At 32.7% G+C, this 12,132-nt stretch carries 13 protein-coding genes; 9 read left to right on the top strand and 4 right to left on the bottom strand.

The genetic code is table 11. The annotated features are described in order from the left end of the window. Window positions 1–46: 46 nt before the first annotated feature. The 4 genes from AC1Q51_RS05305 (at window position 47) to AC1Q51_RS05290 (ending at window position 2,653) form a co-directional block, all read left to right on the top strand. Window positions 47–403: a hypothetical protein gene (locus AC1Q51_RS05305; RefSeq protein WP_016512697.1), complete on the top strand. Its 357-nt coding sequence runs from the start codon at window positions 47–49 to the stop codon at window positions 401–403. 11 nt (window positions 404–414) lie between these two features. Continuing rightward, window positions 415–927, top strand: coding sequence for a GNAT family N-acetyltransferase (locus AC1Q51_RS05300; RefSeq protein ID WP_072938688.1), 513 nt, complete (start codon window positions 415–417; stop codon window positions 925–927). Window positions 928–1,031: 104 nt separating this feature from the next. Beyond that, complete coding sequence (locus tag AC1Q51_RS05295) at window positions 1,032–2,087, top strand: aromatic acid exporter family protein (RefSeq protein WP_492331417.1); 1,056 nt, start codon at window positions 1,032–1,034, stop codon at window positions 2,085–2,087. 29 nt (window positions 2,088–2,116) lie between these two features. Beyond that, a complete protein-coding gene (locus tag AC1Q51_RS05290; RefSeq protein WP_492331416.1) occupies window positions 2,117–2,653 on the top strand; it encodes a DUF1697 domain-containing protein in 537 nt (178 codons plus the stop codon). Window positions 2,654–2,697: 44 nt separating this feature from the next. Here AC1Q51_RS05290 and AC1Q51_RS05285 read toward each other — a convergent pair whose 3' ends face one another. Beyond that, complete coding sequence (locus tag AC1Q51_RS05285; protein WP_065483919.1) at window positions 2,698–3,102, bottom strand: hypothetical protein; 405 nt, start codon at window positions 3,100–3,102, stop codon at window positions 2,698–2,700. A gap of 209 nt (window positions 3,103–3,311) precedes the next feature. On the opposite strand from AC1Q51_RS05285, the gene AC1Q51_RS05280 reads away from it, so the two are divergent. Together AC1Q51_RS05280 and AC1Q51_RS05275 are read left to right on the top strand one after the other, a co-directional pair. After that, window positions 3,312–4,481: a ParM/StbA family protein gene (locus tag AC1Q51_RS05280; protein WP_000025622.1), complete on the top strand. Its 1,170-nt coding sequence runs from the start codon at window positions 3,312–3,314 to the stop codon at window positions 4,479–4,481. An 11-nt stretch (window positions 4,482–4,492) separates the two neighbouring features. Then, complete coding sequence (locus AC1Q51_RS05275) at window positions 4,493–4,828, top strand: hypothetical protein (protein WP_001257761.1); 336 nt, start codon at window positions 4,493–4,495, stop codon at window positions 4,826–4,828. A 117-nt stretch (window positions 4,829–4,945) separates the two neighbouring features. Here the strand turns inward: AC1Q51_RS05275 and mleBCA are convergent, their stop codons facing one another. Further along, window positions 4,946–5,800 (bottom strand): BCA family alpha/beta fold macrolide esterase, encoded by an 855-nt coding sequence (mleBCA, locus tag AC1Q51_RS05270; RefSeq protein WP_492331415.1) that lies wholly within the window; start codon window positions 5,798–5,800, stop codon window positions 4,946–4,948. Window positions 5,801–6,056: 256 nt separating this feature from the next. Here mleBCA and AC1Q51_RS05265 point away from each other — a divergent pair, with 256 nt between their 5' ends. After that, window positions 6,057–6,983: an NADP-dependent oxidoreductase gene (locus AC1Q51_RS05265; RefSeq protein WP_492331414.1), complete on the top strand. Its 927-nt coding sequence runs from the start codon at window positions 6,057–6,059 to the stop codon at window positions 6,981–6,983. 127 nt (window positions 6,984–7,110) lie between these two features. Here AC1Q51_RS05265 and pdxR read toward each other — a convergent pair whose 3' ends face one another. After that, window positions 7,111–8,544, bottom strand: coding sequence for a MocR-like pyridoxine biosynthesis transcription factor PdxR (pdxR, locus tag AC1Q51_RS05260; protein ID WP_000706779.1), 1,434 nt, complete (start codon window positions 8,542–8,544; stop codon window positions 7,111–7,113). Between the two features lie 148 nt (window positions 8,545–8,692). On the opposite strand from pdxR, the gene AC1Q51_RS05255 reads away from it, so the two are divergent. Then, entirely contained in the window at window positions 8,693–9,610 is a 918-nt protein-coding gene (locus AC1Q51_RS05255) for a DMT family transporter (RefSeq protein WP_000234339.1), read from the top strand. An 85-nt stretch (window positions 9,611–9,695) separates the two neighbouring features. On the opposite strand, the gene secY is transcribed toward AC1Q51_RS05255, so the two are convergent. Further along, window positions 9,696–11,000 (bottom strand): preprotein translocase subunit SecY, encoded by a 1,305-nt coding sequence (secY, locus tag AC1Q51_RS05250; RefSeq protein WP_492331413.1) that lies wholly within the window; start codon window positions 10,998–11,000, stop codon window positions 9,696–9,698. A 579-nt stretch (window positions 11,001–11,579) separates the two neighbouring features. On the opposite strand from secY, the gene AC1Q51_RS05245 reads away from it, so the two are divergent. Further along, the gene (locus tag AC1Q51_RS05245; RefSeq protein WP_000869614.1) at window positions 11,580–12,068 is read left to right on the top strand and encodes an AraC family transcriptional regulator; all 489 of its coding nucleotides are present in this window, start codon (window positions 11,580–11,582) and stop codon (window positions 12,066–12,068) included. The last annotated feature ends 64 nt before the right edge of the window (window positions 12,069–12,132 follow it).

Below are 12,132 nucleotides of genomic sequence, written 5' to 3'. Positions count from 1 at the left end.
TTTTAAGGGAATATATGGTTTAATTATGATGGGAGGGACAACTGTTATGATGAAAAAAAGCGCATGTATATTGTTTAGTTTATGCTTAGGTTTCAGTATGACAGCGTGTGAAAAGAGAAAAGAAGTGAAAAATCAAACAGCAACTTCTTCTACTGTGATGGAAAGGCAACAGAAAGAATCTATCAATATAAATCATTTCTCGAACATAAATGAAGGAATGACTTATACAGAAGTGAAAGATTTAATTGGTTTTGAAGGGGATTTACTTATAGAAGAAGGGGTAGAACATTCTACACAAATTAAACAAATTTTTGCTTGGAAAGGAAACAATCCAAATTCATTTGTTGAAATTACCTTTTTAGATGGAAGAGTGCATTCAAAAGCACAGCAAGGTATAAGTTAATAAGCTAAAAAATGGGAGAGTTTAGCATGAACATACACACAGGAGAAATTCAATTAGTTCCGTATAAGGAGAAATATAAAGAAGTTATACAAACATTTACTTTACCAAGTGAACAAGTTCAGTTTACAGCAGATCCAAGCGCATTACTGGAAAAAGCAAAAAGTGATCGTACAAAAAATGTGATTGTTATTTTAGATTACAATGGCGTACCGGTGGGTCTTTTCGCATTGGAAACGGGAGATAGAGTAAAGGAGTTCACAGATAATGAGGATGCTTTACTTTTAACGTCATTTTCTATTAATCACAATAGACAAAGAAAAGGATTCGCTAAAAAGTCATTGTTATTATTAGAAGAGTTTGTAAAACGCTATTTTCCAATAAAAAATGAAGTTGTACTTGCTGTGAATGAAAGAAATATTCCTGCGCAAAATTTATATGCAAAAGTGGGCTTCGAGGATAAAGGTTTTAGAAGAATGGGACCAATTGGCCAACAAATAATAATGCATTTACCTATAATGAAATAATGAGATAGAAAACTTACTCTTGAATATTCACGTAGTAGGTTTTTTTATTTTAGTAATATATAATATATGTATATAAAATGAAACAGAAATGAAGGATATAAAAAATGAATCAAGATAGAAAATGGAATATCGTTGGGGGAAGAGTCATTAAAACTGGGATTGCAGTTTTTCTTACAGTGTTAGTTTGTGAATTTTTTAACATTCCAACTATTTTTGCTGTAATAACAGCAATTGTTACAATTGAACCAACTGCAACAGACTCAATAAAAAAAGGGCTTATTCGCTTTCCGGCCTCAACAATTGGATCGGCATATGCCATGACGTTCACATTTTTCTTAGGTCATCAAGCAATTTCTTATGCATTAGCTGCGATGTTTACGATCGTTACATGTCAAAAACTAAGGTTACATGCGGGAACATTAGTCGCAACTTTAACTGCTGTAGCTATGATTCCAATTACGGCAGATCATTATTTCACTGCATTTTTAATTCGTTCAGCTACTACATCTACTGGTATTATAGTATCTACTTTAGTGAATTTTTTCATTTTCCCACCACACTACACGAAAACGATTTTTGGATGTACAGAGGATCTATTTGCTAAAACAGCAAATATTATGGAAGAATGGATTACTGCATTAGTTGCAGGAAAAGGTATGAAAAAGGAGACCGCTCAGGATTTATCTAAATTGACTGTATTATTGCATAAGGCGATACAATTTGTTCAATATGAGCAGAAAGATTGGAAATATCATCAACATACAAAGAAGGAAATGAGAAGCTTTTTAACCATGCAGAACCAACTTCATATATTACAGCAAATCATTTACCATATAGATAATTTAGCTCGAGTGTCAATTGAGAATTGTGACTGGTCACAAAGTGAAAGGGAAATATTACAACGAACAATTCATTCTATAATTGCTATATTGAGAAACCGTTGTAATGAAATTGATGAGGAACATTTGAAACTTATTGCTGAATTAGACAAGCAATTTTGGAGTTATAAAAATGATTTAAAAGATTATAAACCAAATCATTATCATCACCATTTTTCAAGTGAGTCTATTATTTTATTTGAGGTATTATCTATTCATGATATGTTAGAAGAATTAAAACAAATATCCGAGAAATATGAGTGGGAAAATCGATTCAATTGATAAGTTTATTTTATTGTGAGGGGAATAATATGACACTTTATATTGCATTACTAAGAGGAATCAATGTCGGTGGACATAAAGTAATCAAAATGGCTGATTTAAAACGAGTGTTTGAATCAATAGGGTTAAAACAAGTGAAAACATATATACAAAGTGGTAATATCGTGTTCGAATCTGAGGAAGATATAAACTTTCTAAAGGACCGAATACAATCTGAAATAAAAAATGAATTTGATTTCGATATTTCAGTCATGCTAAGAACATATGGTGAATTTATAAATATTATTAAACAATGTCCGTATGAAGTTCATTCATTGTTAGAAGGAGAAAGTGTTCATGTTGCTTTTTTAGCTAATGTACTTTCTGAAGAGGAAAGTAGTCAATTGCTTACATTTAAAAGTGAACTTGAAGATTGCTATATAGATGAGAAAGTTGTTTATTTGTTTTTCAAAAATAGCATTCGAAATTCTAAATTAATGAACCAGTTTCAGAAGTTACATACACCAGCTACAGTTAGGAATTGGCGGACTGTGAATAAATTAAAAGCAATTGTAGAGAGTATGTAAATATAAAAAGATGAGGTTTTCTACATGTAGAAAACCTCATCTTTTTACTTATATTGTTTTGCAACTATGAGTTCGACAATAGGATAAATAAAGAATGAAGAGCAAATTGCGATGAACAGAGGGAGGTTTTTTACTCCATCTAAATTAGCCCCCATAGAAAATCCTTCGGAGAAGATTAATAAAAGGAACATTACAACTACAAGAACAAAATACGCAATTTTAAAGCTTTTATATGTAATTTGTTGACCCATCTCATCTTGACTTTCTTCTGATACACCGTGGGGATTTCCCCAAGTAATGTGATTAATTAAATTACTAAGTATTAACGAAATAGCAAAAATCGTACCACCCAAAATAGAACCTTCAGTGATGTATTTATATGTGCCATGTACTAGTATTGCAATTAATGCTAAAACAATGATTATAAAAATAGTTTTTTTAGTATTCAATAAATAATTCCCCCCCTCGATTGTAAAAAACTCTTTACAAATATAAGTATAAAATTGGAAAAGCATCATGTCAAATACTTTTTACATATAATATGTAAGTATGCAATATTTTGGTTTTATGATAAATAAAAAATTACAATACATTTGAATGTAAAAGAATGGGCTCGCATATATTTGGAAGGGATGTCAGATTAATTTAGGGGGTAGTTATGTCTATACTTTTAAAAGCTGGTGCAGATGCAGGAAACAACGGTTTGAAGTTAATGGTGAAAGGGCAAGACCCTATTTTTATTCCGAGTATTTATTCTTTATATATAGGTGAGCCTACAGGACTCTTAGACGAGGTAGATGTTTCATTATCTGAATTAGAAAACCACATTGATGTGACTATAAGTTCGCCATCGTTAATGCTAAATAATGTACGATACATCGTTGGAGAAAAAGTCATTCAAGATCAATTAAAAGGTACTGAGGTAGAGAAGAAATCAAATAAGTCAACGGATGAGTTAATGGTTATTACAATACTATCAGGTTTGGCGGTAAGCGCTATGCGTCAAAGTCCAACTTCTAGCCATATTAATATTCGATATGATTTATCTGTCGCTCTTCCTATGCAGCTTATTACACAAGAAATAGCTGCTGAAAATGCAAAACGTTATATGGGAAATCATAAGGTTATTTTCCATTATCCGAACGGACGCGATGTGACAATTAATGTTTCAATTGAGTATTGTAAATGCCTGCCTGAGGGTGCTTCTGGGACGTGGGGCATTGTATACGATGAAGAAGGAAATGTTGTGAAACATAAAATAGAATGTGAGCAAAATCAAGTTTCTGAAATTGATTTTGTAGATAAAACTCTACTCTCTTTTGATATTGGTGCAGGGACGACAGAAGAAGTCGTTTCATTAGGGGTAAATTTCCGTCCGCAACTAAGTAAAGGTTTATCTTATGGTGTAAAAGAGACGTTACTACAAATCATTACGAGATGGAACCGGAAGTATCCAACTAAGACGATTGATAGTATTACAGAATTCAATCAAATTTATTTAAATGATAAGCATCCGAGAAATACCTTATTAGTTGAGGAATCACAGCCAGCGCTATTAGGTTTAGCAGCACGTGTTGCAACAGATATTATAAATAAAATTGATGATATGAAAGACGATCCATACGTGTTTATTTATGGCGGGGGTGCAGTAATTATTAAAAACAGTTTAAAAATGATTTTAAAGCAAAAAGGACGACTCAAAAATGTAATCTTTGTAGATAATCCGTTATTTACAAATGCACGAGGATTATTAGTTTATACTTGTTCGCCAAAATATAGAGAGCATAAGCAAAAAGAGTTAGGATTTACAAACTTAACGATAAGTTAGTTGGTGGAAGTATGCGATCTAGGCGATATAAACGTGGTGATCGAGTAAAAATCAATATTCATAAATCGGTATCACCTGAAATGCTTGCGTGGCTGAATAAACAATCAAATCCAACTAATTTCTTCTTTTTTGCTGCGCAGCAATTATTTAAACAAGTAGGAGATATTGACGTTTCAAAAGCTTTACCAAGCAGCCATGTTTTCTCATTATATGTGGAGCCTTCATCCTTATTAAAAGTCGAAGTAAACCCTTTTAAAAACATGACACTAGAAGCAAATACATCCACTGAAAATGCAAAAAAAAAATTATGGGAATCTGTTGATCAATTAGATTGTCCATTTTTTTAAACATAGAAAAATATAAGAAGTCCCATCACTATACATACGAATACAGTGATGGGTTTTTGTTTGTAAATGGAAGGGGCACAATACAAATTGTGCCCCTTCTGTTAATTATTTGTTTGTCTAAATTTCAGATGTATGTTTAGAAACCGCAGTAATTATGCTTTCCCAATCATTTGGATGATTTTCATGACCTGCCCCTTTAAGAGTTAATAGTACTGAGTTTGGAATTTCATCAATTAGTGCGAGGCCATGTTCAAATGGGAGTGCTGTATCGTCTGTTCCGTGAATAACCAATGTTGGTGCTTGTATGGAGTGAAGTACACCTTCATATGCATCATCACCTTGAAGTAAAGCGTGATTAAACATACTTAATAAATTGTTTGCGCGTTCTATTTCTTGTTTTACTTGTGTATAAACTCTATTTTCATCAAATATTCGTTCTGATCCACATAATAGACGAGATCCTGAAACTAAATACTCTGCCACATCATTTTTATTTGTCCAATCTATACTTGCGCTCTTTACATGATGTGTTAAAATCCTTTCATCCATTGGGGGTAAATCGCGAGTATTATTATCAGATCCTATTACACTAGTCGCTAGTAAAGTTAGCGTCAAAATTCTTTCGGGATGTTTTACAGCGGCAATTTGAGCAATCATACCACCTAATGACATACCAAAAAGATGGGCTTTATCAATATGATAAGCGTCTAATACCCCGATTGCATCTTCAGCCATATCTGTTACTGAATAATTTGAAGTGCCAGGTTCATATGTAACAGAGCGTCCAACATCGCGGTTATCAAAGCGAATAACAAATTTCCCTGTGTTCGCCAACTGTTCACAAAATTCTTCATCCCAATATATCATTGAACAAGTAGCTCCCATAATTAATAAAATAGCGGGATCATTAGAGTTACCGAAGCTTTCTGTACATATATCAATACCGTTTATTTTCAATATCTTTTCACTCATAAAGTTAGCCCCATTTCTTTTGAATTTAATTAATAATACAGTTTTGAATAATTCTAAGATGTGTGTAAGATTCTTTTTGAAATTCATCCCGCTATTTGCCGGGCAGTAAGAGCCCGATTGGTGAGGAATGATTAAAATTTTAATTTATAATGCTTTTTGCATCATTACCCCCAAAAATAAGTATATGGTAATTCAAGGCAAAAAATTTTGAGAAATAATTGTATGTTATTAAAATAAACAGCAAGGAGGAGAGGAAATGAAAGCAATTGTTATTGAACAATATGGTAGTGTTGAAGAATTAAAAGAAAGACAAGTTTTAAAACCGATTGTTAAGAATAATGAGGTATTAATACGTATTCATGCAACATCTGTTAATCCAGTTGATTGGAAAATAAGAAAAGGTGACTTACAAGAACAGTTACGCTTTTCATTTCCAATCACTTTAGGATTAGATGTAGCTGGAGTTATTGAAGAAGTTGGAGAAGATGTAGAGTGTTTCAATATAGGAAATAAAGTGTTTACGAAACCTGAAAATATAGGAAGCGGCTCTTATGCTGAATTCATTGCAGTACAATTAGATTTAGTATCACATATGCCTAATAATATTAGTTACGAAGAAGCAGCTTCTATTCCTCTTGCAGGACTTACAGCGTGGCAAAGTCTTGTAGATTACGCAAAAATAAAAGAAAATGACCGTGTATTCATTCATGCTGGAGCTGGTGGCGTTGGAAGTTTGGCAATCCAAATCGCAAAATCATTTGGAGCTTTTGTTGCCACGACTGCTAGTAGTAAAAATAAAGAATTTTTACAGTCTTTAGGAGCGGATCTCGTTATTGATTATAAAAAAGATAAATTTGAAGAACTAGTATCAGATTTTGATATTGTGTTAGATACAATAGGTGGCGAAGTGCAAGAAAAAAGTTTTCGAATTATTAAACCTGGTGGTGTTCTAGTTTCCATTGTTCATGAACCACTACAAAAAGTAGAAGGAATAAAATCAGGATTTTTATGGCTAAAACCAAATGGAAAACAATTAGAAGAATTATCAGCTTTAATTGTAAACGGAAAAATCAAACCAATCATAAGTAAAGTGGTGCCATTTAATGAAGCAGGAGTTCGAGAAGCTCATATTTTGAGTGAAGGACAACATGTTAGAGGAAAGATTGTAGTTAAAGTGGAATGATAATAAAGATTACAGCTTATAGAGTAACTAGATTTGAATAACGAAAAAGCTCAACAATAGATAATATCCCATACTATACATTTTCATTTGCGGGTATTATTTATTGTTGGCTATTGTGATATTACTTCTAACAAATACTGTTTCGTATTGTATCGTGTAATTTCTCTAATCCAATTTCCATATCTTTCTCGTTTAACATTGAATAGCTAATTCTTAATTGGTTATCATTTGTTTCGTAATTTAATAGACAAGCTGTTCCTGGTAAAAAAGAGACATCTACTTCATTTGCTTTTTGTAATAAGGTAAAGGGATCTATCGAATCAGGCAGTGTCACCCATAAATTAAAACCGCCATTTGGTATTTCAAAGTTTAGTTCTTTTAATGGCGATAATATATCAATTGTTAAATCACGTCTCATTTGTAAAGCTGTTCGTAATTTTTCTAAATGATTTTTCATACGTTCCGCACGTAAAAACGGTAGAAGTGCCTTTTGTGTTAATAAAGGACTACCGATATCCATCGAACCTTTCACTGCATATAGCCATTCAAAAATAGGGCCACCGGCAATAAGTGCTGCAATACGCAATCCTGGTGCTAACGTTTTACTAAATCCTTTTATATATATTACGTGGCCATCCTTATCAAAACTTTTGATTGGAGGTGGTACTACAGCATCTTCAAAATATATTTCTCCGAAAGAATCATCTTCAATGATAAAAAATTGATATAGCTCCGCTAGTTCTATAAGTTCCATTCTTCGTTCTTTACTCATTACTGTACCTGTCGGGTTTTGGAAGGTCGGATTCGTATACAATAAAACGGGATTTTTACTTTGACAAATATCATCAATTAAGTCGGAGCGAACTCCATGATTATCAAGAGAAACAGGAATGATTTGAACACCTTTATTGATGAAAACATCAAGCGCGGCACTGTAACACGGACTTTCTACTAATACAGTATCTCCAGGTTTTAATAATGTTTGAGCAATTAAATCAATTCCTTGTTGTGCTCCGCTTGTAATTAATAATTGAGATGGGTCCGTCACTAATTTCTGGTGTTCATTTAAGTAATTTGCTATTTCAACTCGCAATTCATAATCGCCTTGAACTGGCCCATAAGTTGCTAACAACATCGGATTTTTATCTAGCAATTTATGCATTTCGTCTGCCAAAAATGGATTTGGTAACAGACGGGGATACAGAATTGCTTGTGAAAAATCATAATATTTACGGTGTTTATTCATTGCATATTGAGAACGCATAACATTAATAGATCTTGATTGTTGCCATTTATACGGTATCGGTTTGAAATCTTTCTTTACACGTTTATATATGTAAGCACCTTTTCCTTGTTCGATGCGTATATACCCTTTCGTTTCTAACTGTTTATAAGCTTTACGAACAGTTAATACATTGATTTGTAAATCTGTGGCCATACAACGTAAAGAAGGAAGGGATTCACCATGTGAAAGCATACCACTTTGTACTCTTTCAACAATTTGCATATATATTTGCTTGTAATACGGTATGTTTGATTCTTTACGCAATACAATCTTCATAGGTTCACCTATTTTTCTTTTTAATTTAATTAAAGCGAAAAATATATAGGGAATCAACTACAACTTGAAGTAACTGTTATATGTACCGATACACTGTTATACACCATAGCCTCTATACTCATTTTAAGAGTAAAAAGGAGGAAGTAAAATGGTCATTTTTAATTACATTTTAGTATGTATTATTTTCGGGACAACATTTTTAACGATTAAAATTGGAATTGAAGCAGGGGCGCCACCGTTGTTTTCAGCAGGAATTCGCTTCTTTTTAGCGGGTATAATCCTTATGATTATTTTTAAATTAAAGCGAAAAGAAATTATGCCACATATATTTTCAAAACGTATTATGTATGCTGGATTTTGTTTAACATTTATGACATTCGCAAGTTTATATTGGTCAGAACAATATATTTCTTCGGGATTAGCTGCTGTTCTTTCTGCTACGGGACCAATGATGATTTTATTAATACAAGCAAAGAGGAATAGGGAGAAATTACAAAAGGAACAACTCGTTGCCTTAGTTATTGCACTAATAGGTGTTATATTTGTTTCTTTACCAGGAATGCATCAACAAGTAAGTTTCATATGGAGTATTGCTTGTATTGTTTTAGTTATAGGAGAGTTATTTTACGGAATAGGCTCTATTCGTTCGAAAGAAATACTTTCAGATTTATCAAATGTATCACCATTTCTTATTAACGGAATTCAAATGTTTTATGGAGGGATTTTACTATTAATCGCATCTATTATTGTAGAACAACCAAATGTAACTGTATTAACTTCATGGAGTGTACAATGGCCTATTTTATATCTCATATTTATCGGATCGATCGGTGGACACGGATTATATTACTGGCTCTTATCAAAAACAAACCCAGTATTTCCATCGACGTGGTTATATGTATCACCATTAATAGCAATTATCGTAGGTTATATCGTATTAGGAGAACCCTTAAATCCTACAATGGGAATGGGAGCTTGTCTTATATTGATTGGTGTATTTTTGGCCAATCGTTCAACACTACGGACTTATTTCAAAAAAGGGCGGTTATTAGAGAAGGAGATGTAGTTTAATAAAGCAACAGCCCTGTATATTACAGGACTGATAAAATCAAAAACACAGTTGGAAAAATAACCAACTGTGTTTTTGATAATTAATTCACTTTTTTAATAAAGCCTTTATAATGACGTTTTACAAGCTGGCTTTCTAAAGTCTTCATGGTTTCTAGTGCTACACCGACAATGATAAGTAAGCTTGTACCACCAATTTGAGCAGAAGGTGGTAACGTAGCAATTTTCGTGAATACGAGCGGTAATATAGAAATTGCACCTAAGAAAATTGCACCAATAAATGTTAAACGGTATAAAATTTTAGTTACATATTGTTCAGTTGCTTTACCAGGACGAATACCAGGAACATATCCATTTTGCTTTTTCAAATTCTCAGCCATTTGTTCAGGATTTACTTGAATAAATGCGTAGAAGTATGTGAAAGCAACGATAAGACCGACATAAATTGTCATTCCAATTGGATGTGCGAAATCAAGATTTGCAACTAACCATTTTGATACGCTTGAATCAGGGAAGAGCTGCGCAATTGTACGCGGCGTCATTAAAAATGCAGAAGCAAAGATAACTGGTATAACACCAGCACTATTTACTTTAAGCGGTAAATGAGTGTTTTTTGCTCCTTGATATTGATTGTTTCCTGAAACAGCTTTTGCATATTGGATCGGTATTTTACGTACAGCTTGTTGAATGTAAATAACACCAACAACTATCGCTAAAATTACGAGTCCAATTAAAACAATTTTTATTATGTGCATAAATAGCTGATCGCCAGCATTTTGGAATTGTTGTAAATAAATTTGATTTGCAACATTTGGAATCGCGGCAACGAGACCTGCGAAGATAATCATCGAAATACCATTACCAACTCCGTTAGCGGTAATTTGTTCGCCTAACCAAAGTAAAAATGCAGTACCTGCAGTTAAAACTGTCGCAATAAATAAGTATGTAGTCCAGCTTTGATCTGTTATTAATTGTCCACCTGCTATATTATTAAAGCCATAAGACATTCCGATGGCCTGTATGAATGCGAGAATGATTGTAAAGTATCGAGTGAATTGAGCTGATTTCTTACGCCCCATTTCTCCTTGCTTTGCCCATTCCGAAAACTTAGGTATAACATCCATTTGTAGTAATTGTACTATGATGGAAGCTGTAATATATGGTGTAATACCTACAGCAAAGATTGAGAAATGTTGCAATGCTCCTCCACCAAATACGTTTAACATACCTAGAACGTTAGCTTGATCTTGTACTTTTAATACCTCTGCGTTAGTATGAGGAACTGGAATAAACGTGCCAATTCGAAAAACGATTAACATCGCTAGTGTAAAAAGGATTTTCCTTCTTATCTCAGCTACTCTCATGAAATTTGAAATCGTACGAAACATTATGTCGCCTCCTATATTTTTATCAGTAAAAACTGATTATTATACCCTATGAAGTAACCACAAACCTCCTTCCGCACTAAATTCATTTGACAAATGGATTTTCATACACTTTGTAGTTTTCACGGATATAAAAATATAAGGTGTTATATAAGCGACCTTTACACTTTACGTAATCATTCAATACCCATAATATATCGAATAAATTAACAAATGTACATACATACGCATTAAAAATGAATAAATAGGGTCATTTTTTACATTTATTTAATGATAAATTGATAGGACATTATACTGGTAAATGCGCTTCGTATATTCCTTTAATCAATTAAAATCCTCCACCTTTTTATTTTCTTACAATTAATATATCGATTTAAAAAGAATGTAAAATCAAATAAAAGTATGAAAGTACATACTACTTTAGTAGTAGTAATAGTAATCAATTATATTTCAATTAAAATTCATCTCCCGCTGATTAAAGTTTCACTTTATATGATTAGAGAATTCTTTTAATTTAAGAAGGAATAAATGTTAAAAAAAGCTAATTAAACAGTGTACATATTTATAGGGGAGAAGATATAAATGAAAGTTGTTATAAAAAAATTACCACCATTAGAAGTAGCGTATATAAGACGAACTGGTAGCTACTTTGAACCGCAAGATCACTGGGGGAAGTTACTGAACTGGTCAATTGAAAATAAACTGTATCCACCAGAGCAATCATTTATCGGAATATCATTAGATAATCCTGAACTTGTTGCAAGTCATAAGTGCCGGCATGATGCATGTGTTACGATTCCTGAAAACTTCGATAAAGAAAAGTATCATGATGTGCAATTTAAAAGATTAGATGGAGGTACATATGGTCTATACCAGTTCTATGATGAACCTCATAAATTAAGTGAAGCGTATCAATACATGTATGCAGAGTGGCTACTAAATAGTGAGTATGGTGCAGATTATGATAGAGATAATTTAGAGTTTTGCTTAAATAATGTTGCTGAAGATCTAGAAGGAAAGTTAAAGGTTGATTTATTTGTGCCAATTAAAAACATACAAAAAAACAAATAACTTCATTTGTGGCTTTAAAATGAAATTGGAATAGTAGTGAAAGAAAATCTGTTTTCGAAGATAA

It is taken from the genome of Bacillus sp. MT94 (genome assembly GCF_058792475.1).
This window is presented reverse-complemented; position numbering and strand designations above follow the sequence as displayed.